At 55.0% G+C, this 17021-nt stretch carries 20 protein-coding genes and 1 pseudogene; all 21 read right to left on the bottom strand.

Annotated features, from left to right (window positions below; translation table 11 throughout):
• Positions 1-2: 2 nt before the first annotated feature.
• Positions 3-665 (bottom strand): annotated as a pseudogene (locus ACXAGA_RS06940) (amino acid ABC transporter permease); the annotation flags it as partial.
• 1201 nt (positions 666-1866) lie between these two features.
• Positions 1867-3144, bottom strand: a complete 1278-nt coding sequence (locus ACXAGA_RS06935; protein ID WP_475116746.1) for an amino acid ABC transporter permease — start codon at positions 3142-3144, stop codon at positions 1867-1869.
• A gap of 126 nt (positions 3145-3270) precedes the next feature.
• On the bottom strand, positions 3271-4290 hold the full coding sequence (locus tag ACXAGA_RS06930; RefSeq protein ID WP_475116745.1) for an amino acid ABC transporter substrate-binding protein: 1020 nt from the start codon (positions 4288-4290) through the stop codon (positions 3271-3273).
• Positions 4291-4499: 209 nt separating this feature from the next.
• A complete protein-coding gene (locus tag ACXAGA_RS06925; protein ID WP_475116744.1) occupies positions 4500-5213 on the bottom strand; it encodes an ATP12 family chaperone protein in 714 nt (237 codons plus the stop codon).
• Positions 5214-5225: 12 nt separating this feature from the next.
• Positions 5226-6287: an RluA family pseudouridine synthase gene (locus ACXAGA_RS06920; protein ID WP_475116743.1), complete on the bottom strand. Its 1062-nt coding sequence runs from the start codon at positions 6285-6287 to the stop codon at positions 5226-5228.
• Positions 6284-6661, bottom strand: a complete 378-nt coding sequence (crcB, locus tag ACXAGA_RS06915; protein ID WP_475116742.1) for a fluoride efflux transporter CrcB — start codon at positions 6659-6661, stop codon at positions 6284-6286. The genes ACXAGA_RS06920 and crcB overlap by 4 nt, the downstream gene beginning before the upstream one ends.
• 31 nt (positions 6662-6692) lie before the next feature.
• Complete coding sequence (locus ACXAGA_RS06910) at positions 6693-8009, bottom strand: replication-associated recombination protein A (RefSeq protein WP_475116741.1); 1317 nt, start codon at positions 8007-8009, stop codon at positions 6693-6695.
• Positions 8010-8047: 38 nt separating this feature from the next.
• A complete protein-coding gene (locus ACXAGA_RS06905; protein WP_475116740.1) occupies positions 8048-8638 on the bottom strand; it encodes an acyl-homoserine-lactone synthase in 591 nt (196 codons plus the stop codon).
• 161 nt (positions 8639-8799) lie between these two features.
• Positions 8800-9228, bottom strand: a complete 429-nt coding sequence (gene rplQ, locus ACXAGA_RS06900) for a 50S ribosomal protein L17 (protein WP_086450745.1) — start codon at positions 9226-9228, stop codon at positions 8800-8802.
• A gap of 120 nt (positions 9229-9348) precedes the next feature.
• Positions 9349-10365 carry a DNA-directed RNA polymerase subunit alpha gene (locus tag ACXAGA_RS06895; protein WP_475116739.1) on the bottom strand — a complete coding sequence of 339 codons (1017 nt, stop codon included), beginning with the start codon at positions 10363-10365 and terminating at the stop codon, positions 9349-9351.
• A gap of 111 nt (positions 10366-10476) precedes the next feature.
• Entirely contained in the window at positions 10477-10869 is a 393-nt protein-coding gene (gene rpsK, locus ACXAGA_RS06890) for a 30S ribosomal protein S11 (RefSeq protein WP_086450747.1), read from the bottom strand.
• Positions 10870-10884: 15 nt separating this feature from the next.
• Positions 10885-11253 carry a 30S ribosomal protein S13 gene (gene rpsM, locus ACXAGA_RS06885; protein WP_086450748.1) on the bottom strand — a complete coding sequence of 123 codons (369 nt, stop codon included), beginning with the start codon at positions 11251-11253 and terminating at the stop codon, positions 10885-10887.
• Positions 11254-11422: 169 nt separating this feature from the next.
• Entirely contained in the window at positions 11423-12181 is a 759-nt protein-coding gene (locus tag ACXAGA_RS06880) for a sulfotransferase family 2 domain-containing protein (protein ID WP_475116738.1), read from the bottom strand.
• Between the two features lie 10 nt (positions 12182-12191).
• On the bottom strand, positions 12192-12767 hold the full coding sequence (locus ACXAGA_RS06875; RefSeq protein ID WP_475116737.1) for an adenylate kinase: 576 nt from the start codon (positions 12765-12767) through the stop codon (positions 12192-12194).
• Entirely contained in the window at positions 12764-14125 is a 1362-nt protein-coding gene (secY, locus tag ACXAGA_RS06870) for a preprotein translocase subunit SecY (RefSeq protein ID WP_475116736.1), read from the bottom strand. Before secY ends, ACXAGA_RS06875 begins: the two co-directional genes overlap by 4 nt.
• 105 nt (positions 14126-14230) lie before the next feature.
• The gene (gene rplO / locus ACXAGA_RS06865) at positions 14231-14695 is read right to left on the bottom strand and encodes a 50S ribosomal protein L15 (protein WP_475116735.1); all 465 of its coding nucleotides are present in this window, start codon (positions 14693-14695) and stop codon (positions 14231-14233) included.
• A gap of 187 nt (positions 14696-14882) precedes the next feature.
• Positions 14883-15098: a DUF1127 domain-containing protein gene (locus ACXAGA_RS06860; protein WP_475116734.1), complete on the bottom strand. Its 216-nt coding sequence runs from the start codon at positions 15096-15098 to the stop codon at positions 14883-14885.
• Between the two features lie 247 nt (positions 15099-15345).
• Positions 15346-15534, bottom strand: coding sequence for a 50S ribosomal protein L30 (rpmD, locus tag ACXAGA_RS06855; protein ID WP_086450752.1), 189 nt, complete (start codon positions 15532-15534; stop codon positions 15346-15348).
• A gap of 12 nt (positions 15535-15546) precedes the next feature.
• Positions 15547-16104 (bottom strand): 30S ribosomal protein S5, encoded by a 558-nt coding sequence (gene rpsE, locus ACXAGA_RS06850; RefSeq protein ID WP_475116733.1) that lies wholly within the window; start codon positions 16102-16104, stop codon positions 15547-15549.
• Between the two features lie 12 nt (positions 16105-16116).
• Positions 16117-16476 carry a 50S ribosomal protein L18 gene (rplR, locus tag ACXAGA_RS06845; protein WP_086450754.1) on the bottom strand — a complete coding sequence of 120 codons (360 nt, stop codon included), beginning with the start codon at positions 16474-16476 and terminating at the stop codon, positions 16117-16119.
• A gap of 11 nt (positions 16477-16487) precedes the next feature.
• Positions 16488-17021, bottom strand: a complete 534-nt coding sequence (gene rplF, locus ACXAGA_RS06840) for a 50S ribosomal protein L6 (RefSeq protein WP_475116732.1) — start codon at positions 17019-17021, stop codon at positions 16488-16490.

Genomic DNA, 17021 nt, shown 5'->3' with positions numbered 1-17021 from the left:
CCTTAGCGGTGTCCACGTTGGAGTTTTTTCTCCAACCAGAGCGAGTAGCGGCCCATGCTGTAGCAAGATACGAAGAACAGCAGACCGATAAAGACGAAGAGTTCATAGTAAACGCCGTTCCAATCGGTCGATGCACGGATCGAATTCGACAGGTTCAGCGGATCCAACAGGCCAATGATGCCGACCAGCGTGGTATCTTTGAACAAACCGATAAAGGTGTTCACGATACCCGGGATCGAAATCTTGAGCGCTTGAGGCAGGATGATAAGGCGCATGGATTTCCAATAATCCAGACCCAATGCATCAGCGGCCTCGTATTGGCCTTTTGGCAACGCTGCCAGACCACCGCGGATCACCTCAGCGATATATGCGGCAGAGAACAGCGTGACCATGATCACAACGCGTAGGACAAGGTCAAAGTTGGTGCCCGGAGGCAGGAAGTAGTTCAGCAGCAAAGATGCCGTGAACAGCCAGACGATCAACGGCACGCCGCGGATCACTTCGATAAAGACAACCGAGAAACCTTTGACGATCGGCAGATTTGCCTGACGACCCAGCGCCAGCAAAATGCCCAACGGCAGCGAAATCACGATACCAGCGATACCGATGATCAGCGCCAGCATGAAACCACCGAATTCACGGCTGGTTACAGGCTCTAGCCCCACCAGACCGATACGTTCGTAAGCGCCATCGATGTTGCGTTTCAGCGCCGCCAAAGATGATTCTGCATCCAGCGCGGCCTGCAGTGCCGAAATATCAGCCGACGGCGTGCCTGCTGGTGCTTGGTTCGGCGAAATCAGCCCCTTGAGTTCCGCAGGCAGGTTATCCTGCATCTCTTTCAAGGCGGCCATTGCGGCTGGCAGTTCAGCGTTCCATGTCGGCAGACCTTCGATCGATGCGATCAAACCATTCGCCGTCGATACCTGTTGCTGCAAAGCAAAGATTTCGCGGCTATAGGCCTGATGGATTTCACGTTCGACATACAGTTCGTCCATCACGGCTTCGAACCCTGCGATGGTTGCATCGTCTGGTTCTTGGCCTGCTTCGCGGGCGGCGTCGGCCGTCGCGACAAAGGCATCTTTGGTAGCGACCAATTCAGCAATCAGATCGGATTGCGCAGCCTGTGCTGTTTCCGCAGCCGCGATCAAGTCCGGCGTTACCACCAACACTTCTTGCTGTTCGGCCAGTGTCGATTCCATACGGGTCGAGGCAACCATTTTGTGCAGACCGCCGTTGATCGCTGGCATGGCAAAGAACCACCACAGCACAGCAGCCAGAACAGCCGCGATAACCGCAAGTGTTCCGCCGATCGATGCCAATACGCGATAGGCAACAACGGCAACAACAAATCCGCCAATCACCAACAACGGCAACCAGAACGATCCGCCCCACAGCAACCACGTTGCCAAGAACGGATAAGCCGCCGTGAAAATCATCAGCTTTGCCGGCACTTTGTCTGCGAACAGGATCGGTGCCAATGCAACAAACATCAGGACAAAGGCCAGAATCGGGCGCCAGTACAGTTCGGGCGGATAGAAACCGAACATCAACTGCGTCCAACGGTCAGAAATCACAGAGAAACAGGCGCCATCATGTGTGCCGCCACCGATGGTAACCATCAGCGTTTCACGGCATTCGTTTAGCGACCCCGTATTCCAAACCGAATTCCACAGCCATGGCACAACGCCAGCCAGAACCATGTAAATCACATACAATGCCAGCAAGGTCAGCAAAGTATTCAACCAGCCCGAAAACAGGTTTTCACGCATCCATTTGACCACACCCGTTTCAGAAACAGGCGGTGCCGAAGGATCAATCATTGTGTCACGCACGTAGCGGACGGTTTGCGCATGTGTATCAGACATCTTAGCGCTCCTTCAGCTTAACGCGGTTGTTGAACCAGTTCATACCGGTCGAGATGATCAGGCTGAGCAGCAGGTAGAAAATACCAACCAGCAAAATACCCTCAAGCTCTCGGCCTGTTTGGTTCACGGTGATGCCGCCCAAGGTCGAGCGCACATCCATGTAACCAATGGCAATCGCCAGCGACGAGTTTTTCGTCAGGTTCAGGAACTGCGAAATCAGCGGTGGAATGATCACGCGCATCGCTTGCGGCAGAATGATCAGGCTCATCGTGCGGTTTGGACGCATGCCCAATGCAAAGGCAGCTTCGCTTTGGCCTTTGGAAACGGACTGAATGCCGCCTCGTACGATTTCAGCGATGAACGCACCCGTGTACAGCGACAGCGACAACCAAAGCGCAAGCAACGAGTTACGGATGTGTGTGCCGCCTTGGAAGTTAAAGCCCTTCAGCTCTGGGTAGCCTAGGTAGAAACCCAGCAACCATAGCAACAGACCCGTTGGCACGACGATAATAGCTAGGTTTGCCCAGAACGTGTTCGGGCGATCACCCGTCGCATTCTGGATCCGCGCCGCACGACCATTCACCAGTTTCACGACCAAAAAGCTGGCGATCAGGGTCAGTACGATCACGACCAGATCAAGGCTGATTTCGAAATATAGATCGGAAAATACACCTGGCGGGTTCACAGCCACATCACCCAAACCATTCGCGAACAAAGGTTCGGGAACATAGGTGCCGCGGTTCGTAATCGCCACAGTATCGCCCAGCAGCATGGACGCTGCGGGATCATCACCGCGGAAATCCCGTGGCGACGGTGTTGCTTCGGTCATCACCGCGAAAATCGCGATGATCCACAGCAGCAGTGGAACGTTACGGAAACCTTCGACGTAGACCGATGCCAAACGCGACACGATCCAGTTATTCGACAAACGCAGAACGCCAAAAATAACGCCCAGCACCAATGCGGTTACACAGCCTAATACGGCCACCAGCAAAGTGTTCAGGATACCAACCAGCGCCGCACGTCCGTGCGTCGAGTTGGAATCATATTCAATAAGTCTTTGGTTAATATCGTACCCAGACCGTTTGCCCAAGAAATCCAAGCTAAAGGATTTGCCAAGAGCGGTCAGGTTTTCGACCGTGTTCGATGCCAACCAAGACAGGCCCAAAACGATCAAAATCGCTGCGATAACCTGAATTGTGTAAGACCGATAACGCGTATCATAGATAAGCTGACTGAGCCGAAACCCTTGGGTCGGCGGGTCGGTGGAAATGGTCATGATGTCTCCCCGGCTCCTACAAACCGATTAGTCGCCAGTTTTCCGGCTGTTGGTTATCGAAATTGTAGGGCTGCGATAATTGGAAAAAGGGCGCGGATAGACCGCGCCCTTTTAGGTTTGTGAAACTTAACGGAAAGGTGGTGCGTAGATCAGGCCGCCTTCGGTCCACTGTGCGTTCAGACCGCGTGCCAGACCGATTGGGGTGTTCACACCGATGTTTTTCTCGAACAGTTCGCCGTAGTTGCCGCCAGCAGCAATCGCACGAGCCGCCCAGTCAGCGTCCAGACCGATCATTGCGCCCAGTTCACCTTCGGTGCCCAGCAGACGGTTAACTTCTGGGTTCGAGGTCGGAGCAGCGCCCAGTTCAGCAACGTTTGCCGAGGTTACGCCCAGCTCTTCTGCTGCGATCAGTGCGTTCAGGGTCCAACGAGCAATGTCTGCCCAGTCGTTGTCGCCGTGACGTACTGCAGGGCCCAGAGGCTCTTTGGAGATGATTTCAGGCAGGATCACGTGATCGCCTGGGTTTTCAAACGATGCGCGAGTCGATGCCAGACCCGATGCGTCGGTGGTGAAAACGTCACAAGCGCCAGCCAGATACTGCTGCTGTGCTTCTGCGTTGGTTTCGATTGGGATCGGCTCGTAGCTGATGTTGTTGGTGCGGAAGAAGTCCGCCAGGTTCAGCTCGGTGGTGGTGCCGGTTTGGATACAAACGGTTGCACCGTCCAGATCTTTTGCCGAGGTCACACCCAGTTCTTTTGGAACCATGAAGCCTTGACCATCGTAGTAGTTCACGCCGATGAAATCCAGTTTCAGGTCGGTATCACGCGAGAAGGTCCAGGTGGTGTTACGTGCCAGAATGTCGATTTCGCCCGACGCCAGCGCGGTGAAACGTACCTGAGTGGTCAGCGGCACGAATTCAACAGCGGTTGGATCGCCCAGAACAGCAGCAGCCAGAGCGCGGCAAACTGCAACGTCGAAACCTTGCCAAACGCCGTTCGCGTCAGGCTGCGAGAAACCGGTCAGGCCGGACGACACGCCACAGTTCAACGAGCCGCGTGCTTTTACATCATCCAGCGTCGCTGCCGATGCACCAGCTGCAGCCAGACCAGCAACGGTCAGCGCGCCGAGAAATACGGATTTTTTCATTTTTACCTCTTCCTGAGTCTCCGACAGTCCTGCCGGATTTTATCGCTTTGTATTAGCGGTTTTGGCTCAGCCACAGTTACCCGTGGCCGTGCTACTCTAGATTGGTCGTATTCTGAGCAATTGGTCAAGAGGTGAGCAAAATTACTTTTGCATTTTTGCGCAGTCGATTTTCCCGCAGTTCTGCAGACCTGCAGGACAGTCGACTGACGCTAAGCGCTTTGAAGATGCTGCCAGATTTTGGCGGCCGTCAGAAATTCGCCTTTTTTACGGGTGGCAAGGGCGGTCGCTTCGTCGTCTTCGCCCCACTGTTCTTCCTGCCAGCGTTCGTCAATACGCGACAAATCCCATCCATCCTCTGGGGAAATCCGGCCTTCGATTACAGCCAGAGCGATCACTAAAGAGCCTGAAAGCGACACTAGATCGTGAAAAGCCGCCATTTCGAAAGGCGTTAGCTGTCGGACGCGATCGTGCAGAATAGCCAGCCCTTTTTCATCCTGAGCGACAGGCATAACGCCTGCTTGCAGGACCAGACGGACCCCAAAAGTATCATCCAACCAGTTCAACAAAGGGTCCCAGCTTTTTGCCTGCCGTTCGATCAACGCATCAGGGTGATCTGCACGATAACATAGCAGATCGCTACCGCCGTAAGCAGAAAGCATCTCGGCGACTTCGTCGAATTGGGTCGCGACTTTGTCCAAAGCGGCGTTTGCACTACGTGTCACTGGCATAGATTCGGGATTGATTTGGTCGACCTGCGCGTCCCATTCCGCCGCAATTTCCGCAGCCATCGCCCGCGTTGGCACAACCACCAGCGTTTTGGCGGGCGTCCGCACGGGGCGGCCATCCAGCTCTACACGGAATCCGTTTTCATCTGCGGCGATCGACGCTTCTTTCCAGAAACGTTTTGCAGTCCAAGCGCTCATGTCAGTCTCTTATCAATAATCTTCGGCATCAGGATCGAACGGGTCGATCGGCGCGTCTTTTGGGTCCCAACCAACGAAATCCCATGTGTTTTGCATGTGATCGGGCAAAGGGGCCTCTAGCGTGATGATTTTTTTGGTGATCGGGTGTTCGAACGACAGCATCCGCGCGTGCAGGTGCAAACGGCGGCTAATACCGTCACCGCCGACGCCGGCGCCCCAGCCATCGCCCATGTTTTCCGTGCCCGACCCGCCGTATTTACCGTCGCCCAAAATCGGGTGACCCAATTCGGCGATATGCGCGCGCAGCTGGTGGGTACGGCCCGTGATCGGGGTCATCGCGACCCACGCCATTCGGTTGGCAAGCGCAGACAGGGTCACAAATTCGGTGTGAGCGCGCTTTGCGCCTTCGAATTCGTCCAGACGCGCGGGGTGCACGCAGACCATCTTTTCGCCTTCACCGCCGCGACCGCGACCGGGGGCTTTCATCAGGCCGTATTTGATTGTGCCAGCCCGAGGGTGCGGTACGCCTGCGACAGCGGCCCAATACACCTTGCGCACATTGCGGTGACGCAAAGCTTCGGACAGGCGGCGGGCGATACGGTCGGTCCGCGCCAGCAACAACAGGCCAGAGGTGTCCTTATCCAGACGGTGCACCAATTTGGGTTTGTCTTTGTAGCCAAACATCAGCGCCTCGGACAGAGCATCAACATGGCGATCCCCCTGCCCCGAACCACCCTGCGACGGCAGGCCCGACGGTTTGTTCAGCGCGATGATATGTTCGTCTTTCCAGATGACCGCATCCTGAATCATCTGCACATCATTGCGCGTCAGTTTGCGGTTCACCTTTGGCGCAGGTTTCACAGCCGCATCGCCCATCGGCGGGATGCGGACCTTTTGCCCAGCCTCTAGACGGCTGTTCGGTTTGACCCGTCCGCCATCCACACGCAATTCGCCCTTGCGGCACATCTTTTCGATGCGCCCTTGGGTCAGCATCGGAAATTGTTTGCGCAGCCAACGGTCGACCCGCTGCTCTGCATCGTCTTCTGTCACGGTTACAGTTTGAACACCGCTCATTGTAATACCATTCGGCCTATGGCCATTCCCGCGACCAATGCCGCGATTCCAACGATGACCGTGCCCGCAACATACAGTGCGGCGACCACGACCTCTCCACGTTCGTACAAGGTGACTGCATCCAGCGAAAACGCCGAAAACGTCGTAAAGCCACCTAAAAAGCCCGTCATAATCAGTGGCGCATATCGCGTGCCGCCTTTTTCGGCCAACACGACAACCAACAGCCCCATCAGGAACGAACCCAATATATTCACGATCACAGTTCCTGCCGGAAATCCCGCCCCAAACAGACGCCCCGCGCCCACATTGGTCAGATACCGCATAGAAGCGCCCACCGCGCCGCCGACTGCCACCATCAATACATTCGAAATCATCTGCGTTCCTTGGCGGTTTGCGTTAAAAGAGTCAATTCTGGCCCGCGTTTCGTTTTGCCCGCAGTCCAGCGAAATATTCGGTTCGTTTTTTCAAATCACGTTCAAACCCGCGATCAACGGGTTTGTAAAAGGTCGGGCGCTGCATCGTATCAGGGAAATAATTCTGGCCCGAAAATCCGTCTTCGGCGTCATGATCATAGGCGTAGCCCGCGCCGTATCCCTGATCCTTCATCATTGATGTTGGCGCATTCAGGATATGTTTGGGGGGCGGTTCGCTGCCCGACTGGCGCGCTGCATTTCGCGCGGCTTTGTACGCGACATAGCCCGCGTTGGTTTTCGGGGCCAAAGCCAGATAAATCACCGCCTGCGCGAGCGCCAATTCACCCTCGGGGCTGCCCAAACGTTCGTAAGTTTCCCACGCATGCAGGCAAATCGACTGCGCCTGAGGGTCCGCCAGCGCGATATCTTCGACCGCCATACGCAGCAAACGGCGAGCAAGGTAACGGGGATCTTCGCCGCCCTCTAACATCCGCGAATACCAATACAGCGCCGCATCAGGATCCGACCCGCGCACCGATTTATGCAAGGCAGAGATCAGGTTGTAATGCTCTTCGCCGGATTTGTCGTATTTCGCCGCGCGCCGCATCAACCGTTTGGTCAGGGCATCCACGTCCAAAGGCGCCCCAGTTTTCCACGCGAGAACCTGTTCAATCAGGTTCAGTAACGTCCGCCCATCGCCATCTGCCATTTCCACCAAAGCGCGCCGCGCCTGATCGGTCAGGTTTAGGGTGCGGCCGACTTCGGTTTCGGCACGCGCCGTTAGTTTTTCCAGCTCTTCGATCGTCAAACGGTTCAAAACCAGAACCTGCGCACGCGACATGATCGCGGCATTCAATTCGAACGAAGGGATTTCCGTAGTCGCCCCCACCAGAACGATGGTGCCGTCCTCCATGTGGGGCAGGAAACTGTCCTGCTGCGCTTTGTTAAAACGGTGAATTTCGTCCACAAACAACAGCGTTCCGCGTCTATTCTGGCGGCGCAATTTCGCGGCATCGAACACTTTGCGCAGGTCGGGAACGCCTGTGAAAATAGCGCTGATCTGTTCGAAATGCAGATCCGTTTCATTCGCCAAAAGGCGCGCGATGGTCGTTTTGCCGACCCCGGGTGGCCCCCACAAAATCAGCGACGACAACGACCCAGACGCCAGCATTATGCCCAACGGCCCGTCCGCGCCCAGAATATGGGACTGGCCGATCACCTCGGACAAGGCTTTTGGACGCAATCGATCCGCCAATGGCCGCGGAGCGTTGGTTTCAACAGGAGTTTCAGAGTCGAACAGGTCAGGCATGAGCGCAACCTACGCCCAGCCCCACCTTTTGGAAAGCGTCAGTGCAGTTTGTCCGCCAAATCGAACCACACGGCCTGATATTCAATGCCGCCCATATCCATAACGCGCCCCGCTGGGGTGATGTCCAATTTGGCCCGTTTCGACCAGCGATTCCAATTCGCAGGCAGCAAGGCCACCATTTTACGTGCGTTCAATTCGCGGCCTGCTTTGACAATTTGACCGGTCAACAAAAGCCGCACACGCAAGCGAATGCTATTGGGGATATCGTGGCCAATAAAGCCGCGCGTTACTTCCCAGATGGCGGGATCAACGGGTGCATCTTCGTACAGCAAATCTTGGGGAATGGTGTCCAGAATACCCCGCTGCGCGTCGCGCACCATATAGCTGTAAATGCCGCATTGCGCCGTCGTTGGCGTCAGCCGCGCGCCCGCCAGCACGCGCCCCGTGTCATCATGCACTGCAACCCAGCGCGATGCGGGCGTGTCGTATTGGTCGTATTCCATGCCCATCGTTTCAGGCAAATCCCACGCCCGTTTGACAATAAACGAATCCCTGCGCGCCCGAAGGACGTTAGCAAAAAGTTCACCATGGTTATGCATATTCGCAAATGAAAGAACGGTACTATGCATTTAGCCCTCCAGCCTGATTATTTTTAGTCGCGCTAAAGTTGTGCAGCCAGAGTGGTTTACAAATTACTAATATGAAAAGTTTTCATTAATTTTTTCGCAAAAAACAAAAACCCCGCTGGCATAGCCAACGGGGTTTCGAAATGTCTGCCTGAAATCAGGTCTTATTCTTCGGCGTCTGCCAGAGCTTCTTCAGCTTCCAGACGTGCGCGGTCTGCGGCGCCTTTTGCGTCAACATCGCGGTCAACCAGTTCGATGATCGCCATTGGCGCCATGTCACCGTAACGGAAGCCAGCTTTCAGGACGCGAGTGTAGCCACCCTGACGTTCTGCGTAGCGTGGGCCCAGTACTTCGAACAGTTTCGCAACGTGCTGGTCTTGCTTCAGCTGCGCAACAGCCTGACGACGTGCGTGCAGGTCACCACGTTTGCCCAGAGTGATCAGCTTGTCCATGACGCGCTTCAGTTCTTTTGCTTTAGGCAGGGTGGTTTTGATTTGTTCGTGTTCGATCAACGAACCAGCCATGTTGGCAAACAGAGCCTTACGGTGTTCGTGAGTACGATTCAGACGGCGGTATCCGCGAGCGTGACGCATTTTAATTCTCCTAGCGTTTTATGCTTTGTCCGGTGGCCTATGCGTGTTGGCCACTCTCCTTGGGGCGGGATTGCCCGAGTAGTAACGGGGCGGTATTGCCCGCCCCGTCGTACGAAAACCTTAGAACTGGTCTTCGAATTTCTTTGCCAGATCTTCGATGTTGTCTGGTGGCCAGTCCTCGACATCCATGCCAAGGTGCAGACCCATACCGGACAGCACTTCTTTGATCTCGTTCAGCGACTTGCGGCCAAAGTTTGGCGTACGCAGCATCTCTGCTTCGGTTTTCTGGATCAGATCGCCGATGTAAACGATGTTGTCGTTCTTCAGGCAGTTTGCCGAACGTACGGACAGTTCCAGTTCGTCCACTTTCTTCAGCAGAAGCGGGTTGAACTCCAGACCATCGTCGTCAGCACCAGCCGAAGCTGCTTCTGGCTCGTCGAAGTTGACGAAGATCGACAGCTGGTCCTGCAGGATGCGAGCAGCATAAGCAACAGCGTCCTCAGGAGTGATCGAACCGTCGGTTTCGACTTTCATGGTCAGTTTGTCGTAGTCCAGAACCTGACCTTCACGGGTCGGCTGTACGTCGTACGACACTTTCTTGACCGGCGAATAAATCGCATCGATCGAGATCAGGCCGATTGGCGCATCTTCTGGTTTGTTTTTGTCTGCCGAAACATAGCCCTTACCGGTGTTAACGGTCAGTTCCATGTACAGATCAGCGCCGTCATCCAAGTGACAGATTACGTGATCCTTGTTCAGCACTTCGATGCCAGCCGATTCGGAAATGTCACCAGCGGTAACAACACCGGGGCCTTTGGCCTGAACCGAAAGACGCTTTGGTCCTTCGACGTCCATACGGATGGCAACGCCTTTGAGGTTCAGAACGATGTCGGTGACATCTTCGCGAACGCCAGAGACGGACGAAAATTCGTGCAGGACGTTGTCAATGTGAACAGCAGTGATAGCTGCACCTTGCAACGACGACAGCAGAATGCGGCGCAGAGCGTTGCCCAGAGTCAGGCCAAAGCCACGCTCCAGAGGTTCTGCGACGACAGTTGCCTGACGCTGTGGGTCAATGCCCGGTTTCACGTCAAGCTGGGTAGGCTTGATCAATTCGGCCCAGTTCTTGTGGATCATGCGTCCCTCCATACTTGTCTGCCTTCCATGTCCAAAAAGGCAAACGCCCGAGGTTTCAAATGACGGACTGGGGCCGTGGTAAAAACCACAGCCCCAGCGGGAAAATCTTGATTATACGCGGCGACGCTTTGGTGGGCGGCAGCCGTTGTGTGCCAGAGGGGTCACATCACGGATCGAAGTGATGTTGAAACCTGCAGCAGCCAGAGCGCGCAGAGCCGATTCACGACCCGAACCTGGGCCCTGAACTTCAACTTCCAGCGTCTTAACACCGTGTTCCTGTGCTTTTTTGCCTGCGTCTTCTGCAGCCATCTGAGCAGCGTATGGGGTCGATTTACGCGAACCGCGGAAACCCATGGTGCCAGCGGACGACCAGGAAATCGCGTTGCCCTGTACGTCAGAGATCAGGATTTTGGTGTTGTTGAAGGTGGAGTTTACGTGAGCAACGCCAGATGCGATGTTCTTGGAAACTTTTTTCTTACCACCACGACGGGTATCACGAGCCATTGTCTATGCCCTCCCTTACTTCTTCTTACCAGCGATGGCCTTTGCAGGGCCTTTGCGGGTACGAGCGTTGGTGTGAGTACGCTGACCGCGTACAGGAAGGTTACGACGGTGGCGCAGACCACGGTAGCAGCCCAGGTCCATCAGACGTTTGATGTTCATCTGGGTCTCGCGGCGCAGGTCACCTTCTACGGTGATGTTCGCGTCGATGTATTCACGGATTGCCAGAACTTCAGCGTCCGACAGTTCGTTTACACGGCGAGTAAGATCGATGTTGTTTGCTTCGCAAACCTGCTGAGCAGTGTGCGAACCAATACCGGTAATATAAGTAAGTGCGATAACAACCCGCTTACCAGTCGGGAGGTTTACGCCGGCGATACGTGCCACGATTGCGTTCCTTTCGTTGCGGTTCCGTAGTACCGGAACCTTTTTTCACAACGAGCGTCTGACGAGCAATCCGACAGGCGCAAGTTTATGAGGTGATATGATTCGAGAAAAATCAAGAATCGACTCCCTATAGGAAGTCGCGTCGAAGTATGGGAATTCCGCCGAATGGTCAAGAATTCTCTTTCAACTCCGTCCATGTATACCCGAATTTTTCGAAATCGTCTGCATAGATTTGATCGATCAGGCGTTTTTCGCGATCCGCAAACGGTTTGATCGACGGTTTGGTGCGGTTAAACGCCCCCAAGGTCGGCGTTGGACCAACGGGCACGAGGGCCGAAATCTGCGCAGCGATGGCTGGCCATTCGTCGTTGATCGTTTCGGTTTTGAACACTTTCAGCCGCGGATCATCCAACGCGTATTCCAACAACGCCGCCTGCGGTTTGAAATGCGAATCCATCGCCCATTCGGGCGTCGTCGCCAGAATTTGCAGGTACTGTTCAAACGAAATACCGCGCGCCATACCCAGCCGCGCCGCATGACCAAAACGGCTCTTTAGTTTGCCGCGCTGATCAAACCATCCCAGTTTATTCTGAAAACACGACCGCGCCCGCAGCGCAGGATGGCGTACCACCGTAAACACAAACGCGTCGTCCGTGGCGGATTGCAACGCCGCGCTTAGGTCGCGTTTGTCGATCCGGCTGTCCTGATGGATGTTGTCGACCTTTGCGTTCTCTAACCCGAAACACGGGCGAAACGCCTGACGGATCGACGTGTTCGCAGCTTTGGGTATCGGGATGTAAACGACGTTCGGATCATCGCCACCCAGCGCCAAAGCCTGCCAATCGTTCGGGTCAAATGCGCCAGAGGCGAGCTCTAACGATTTACGGCGCAGGAATAACCCGCGCCGTAGAATGCTGTAAAAAGGCACCTTAGCGCCCTTAGCCTAGGATCGCAGCGATCGACGCTGCAACGTCGTCCATCGATGCCAAACCATCAACAGACTTCAATTCGCCTTTGGCATGGTAATAGCCGATCAGCGGACTGGTCTGTTTGTAATAGGCCGTCAGACGCACGCGCAGTGCGTCTTCGTTGTCGTCAGCGCGCACTGGCTGACCAGCAGCAGCGGCTTCGGCTGCGCGGCCAACAATACGGCCCACCAGAACTTCGTCATCGACTTGCAGTTCGATAACAGCGTCCAGCGTTTGGTTCATTTCTGCCAGCAATTCACCCAAGGCATCCGCCTGAGCCAAGGTGCGTGGGAAACCATCAAAGATGAATCCACCCTCTGCGCCTTGCTCGAGCTTTTCTCGGATCAGACCGATAACGATCTCGTCCGTGACAAGGTTGCCTGCGTCCATGACGGCCGCAACCTTTTTGCCCATCTCGGTGCCGCTTGTGCGTGCTTCGCGCAGCATGTCACCAGTGGACAGCTGCACCATGTTTCTCTCCTCCACAAGCCGTTTGGCCTGTGTTCCCTTACCCGCACCTGGCGGTCCAAGCAGAATAATATTCATCGACGAGCCGGTCCCCTATTCCGTTTCTTTGCACCACGTTTACCACGTAGTTGCGATTTTTCGATGAGGCCTTCGTATTGGTGCGCTAGCAGATGCGATTGGATCTGCTGGATGGTGTCCATCCCGACCGACACGATGATCAACACCGATGTGCCGCCAAAATAGAAAGTGAATCCGGAAAAGCTACGAATAATCTCTGGCATGAGACAAACTAGCGCAAGGTAGCCCGAACCCAGAACCAACACGCGGGTGACCACGTAGTCCAGATATTCAGCGGTACGTTTACCAGGGCGGATGCCCGGAACGAAACCGTTCTGATTCTTCAGGTTTTCAGCAACATCATCGGTCTTGAACGCGACTTCTTTGGTGTAGAAGTAGGTGAAGAACACGATCATCGCCGTGAAGAATAGCAGGTACAGAGGCTGACCCGGACCGAAATAAGCCAAGATCCAGCTAAGCGCCGCGTTGGACGTCTGTTCGGTGAAAGTCGCGATAGTCGTCGGCAAAAGCAGCAAAGCCGAGGCAAAAATCGCAGGAATCACACCAGCTGGGTTCACTTTGATCGGCAGGTGCGACGAACCACCGTCATAGACCTTCATACCGCGCTGTTGGCGTGGGTACTGAATGTGGATCTTGCGCAGCGAGCGTTCCATGAACACAACGAATGCCAGAACCGCCGCCAGCATCACAGCAACGCCTACAACCAGCATCCAGTTCGACGTCTGCTGAGCGGTCGTCAAGAATTGCGCAGCGGCAGCGGGCAGCTCTGCCACGATACCAACAAAGATGATCAGCGAAATACCGTTACCAATACCGCGGCTGGTGATCTGTTCGCCCAACCACAGTAGGAACATGGTGCCACCCAAAATGGTGATCATGGTCGAAATACGGAAGAATAGGCCCGGATCATGCGCCATATCGCCCGATTCCAGCGACACAGCCAGACCGTAGGCTTGGAACAGCGCCAATACGACCGTGCCGTAACGTGTGTATTGGGTCAGCTTTTGACGGCCTTTTTCGCCCTCTTTCTTCAGCTGCTTCCATGGTTCGTACATCGAACCCATCAGCTGAACGATAATCGAAGCCGAAATGTAAGGCATAATGCCCAAGGCAAAGATACCCATACGGCTAAGCGCGCCGCCAGTGAACATTGCCAGCATGCCACCGATACCGGTGTTCTGGGATGCAAAGAAATTCGAAAGTGCTTCGACGTCGATACCAGGAACTGGGATGTAGGTGCCCAGACGGTAAACAATCAAAAGCCCGATGGTGTAGAAAATGCGCTGGCGTAGCTCTTTGGCCTTCCCGATGGTCGACCAGTTGAGGTTTGCCGCCATTTGCTCTGCTGCTGAAGCCATTTTGCGGTGTCTCTTTTAACGAATAACGCCGCCCTTCGGTATCCCGAACGGCGGCGTAAGGAAATCAGTTGGATAAGTAAGGGGCCAAAGGCCCGCTCACAACCCTTATTCCGCCGCAGCTGCGACGTTCAGTTTGCCGCCAGCTTTTTCAACTGCTTCGACAGCGCCTTTGGATGCGCCGGTAACAGTGATGGTTGCTGCTGCAGTCAGTTCGCCTTTGGCCAGAACGCGGATGCCGTCCAGTTTACGACGGATAACGCCCGAATCAACCAGAGTGTCTTCGGTGATGTTCGCTGCGTCCAGTTTGCCCAAGTCGATGAACTTTTGGATCAGGCCCAAGTTGATGATCGCGTATTCTTTTGCGTTTGGTTTGTTGAAACCACGCTTAGGAAGACGCTGGTACAATGGCATCTGGCCGCCTTCGTAGCCTTTGATAGCTACACCCGAGCGGGATTTCTGACCTTTGATACCACGGCCACCCATTTTACCTTTGCCGGAACCTGGACCACGGCCAACACGCATGCGTTTTTTGGCTGCACCTGGGTTATCGCGAAGTTCGTTCAGTTTCATGTCGCTTCTCCTTGCCGGAACTGACCCCCAAGCGACCGGTGGGCCAAACACGGCGTGTTAAATGATTCTTGCCCCACTGCGGGCCACTGGGGGCGTATAGTCCCCCGCCCCCGCGATTGCAAGCACTAGCTAAAAACACAAAAGCCCCAGCGAATGCCAGGGCCTTGTCAGGTCATTTGGGCTGCGATTAGGCTTGCAGAGAAGCTTCGCGTGCGACCGCTGGGATCATTGTGCGAGCGATGCCGATGTCCGACAGTTCACGATCAGTCAGTGCCGACAGTTCCGATACGCATTCTACGTATTTTGCGCGGCGTGCACGTGCATCAGCGATGGATGCGGCAACGTTGCGAACTGCTGCGCCAAAGTTGAAAGCGCGGACGGTGTTGGTGGTCATGGTAGCCATAGTCTGTATTCCTTTTGCGATGTGAGGCCGAGTTGCCTCAGCAGGAGATGTTCTATTTCCTCTTCCTGATCCCTATTTAGGCCCAAAAGATTGCGCTAACAATTTCCAGTTTTATCTGCCCGATATGCATTTTCTGCATATCGCTGCACTGCAGCAAAGCAGACATACAGGCGACTCGCGCCTGCCGCGCAAAACAAAAGGCCCCACCAGATGGCAGGGCCTTTCGAAATTTGAATGCGTTGGCGAATTAGCCGCGCTCTTCGATGATCTCAACGAGGTGCGGGATGCTTTCGACCATGCCGCGTACCGAAGGAGTATCCTCCAGCTCACGGGTTTTGTGCATTTTGTTCAGGCCCAGGCCAACCAGCGTAGCACGCTGTTTAGCAGGACGACGGATCGGGGAACCGATCTGTTTGACGACGATGGTTTTTGCCATTGTGCAGTCTCCTTACGCTTCAGCTTCGGCTGCTGGTTCATCCTTGCGCAGGATGTCAGCAACTTTTTTGCCGCGACGCGCTGCAACCGAACGAGGCGAGCCTTCTTTTTTCAGGCCGTCTAGGGTTGCGCGGATCATGTTGTATGGGTTCTGCGAACCGATCGACTTCGAAACAACGTCTTTGATGCCCAGCATTTCGAAAACCGCACGCATTGGACCACCAGCGATGATACCAGTACCTTCAGGTGCAGTGCGCATTACTACGCGGCCTGCGCCGTGACGGCCTTCCATATCGTGGTGCAGCGTACGACCGTCGCGCAGAGGCACGCGGATCATTTGGCGCTTGGCTTGTTCGGTTGCTTTACGGATCGCCTCAGGGACTTCCTTAGCTTTACCTTTACCAAAGCCTACGCGGCCTTTCTGGTCACCGACAACCACCAGAGCAGCGAAGCCAAAGCGCTTACCACCCTTAACGGTTTTCGAAACACGGTTGATCGCAACAAGACGATCGGCGAATTCCGGAGCTTCGTCGCGTTCGCGGCGATCCCGGCGCTTTTCACGTTCTGCCATTCTCTCGTCTCCTTAGATCTTCAGGCCAGCTTCACGCGCAGCGTCGGCCAGAGCCTTCACTTTGCCGTGGAACAAGAAACCACCGCGGTCGAAGTAAGCTTCGGATACGCCAGCTGCTTTCGCGCGCTCTGCGATAACCTGACCAACTTTGGTTGCGGCTTCGATGTTGTTCTTTCCGACGAAGCCCAGATCCTTTTCCAAGGTCGAAGCCGCAGCCAGGGTGGTGCCCTGGATGTCGTCGATCAGCTGGACGCTGATGTTTTTGCTCGAACGATGAACCGACAGACGTACGCGGCCAGCGTTCACTTTGCGAAGTTTGTTCCGGACGCGCAGGCGGCGCTTTAGGAACAGTTCCCGTTTGCTTTTTGCCATTTTCGCTATCCTTACTTTTTCTTACCTTCTTTGCGGAAGATGTACTCACCCTTGTAGCGAATACCTTTGCCTTTGTATGGCTCAGGCTTACGCCATTCACGGATGTTAGCAGCAACTTGGCCAACCAGCTGTTGGTCAGTGCCTTCCACAACGATTTCGGTTTGCTTCGGAGCGGTGACGGTAACGCCAGCCGGTACTTCGAAGTCAACGTCATGCGAGTAACCCAGAGCAAGCTTCAGGGTGTTGCCCTGCATGTTTGCGCGGTAACCCACACCGGTGATTTCCAGCTCTTTTTTGAAGCCTTCGGTCACACCGACTACTAGGTTTTCTACCATCGAGCGGGACATGCCCCACTGTTGGCGAGCGCGCTTCGAAGTGCCGCGAGGGGTCACTTTTACAGCGTTTTCTTCAACAGCAATGGTCACATCGTCGGTCGCGGTGAAGGAACGAGCGCCTTTAGGGCCCTTAACTTCGATGGTCTGACCCGACACAGTGGCAGTTACGCCGCTGGGCAGCTCGACCGGTTTTTTACCAATACGAGACAT

The organism is Marivivens sp. ABH4_498 (assembly GCF_056160585.1).
Note: the sequence above shows the minus strand (reverse complement) of the source record. Positions and strands in the feature narration are given on the sequence as shown.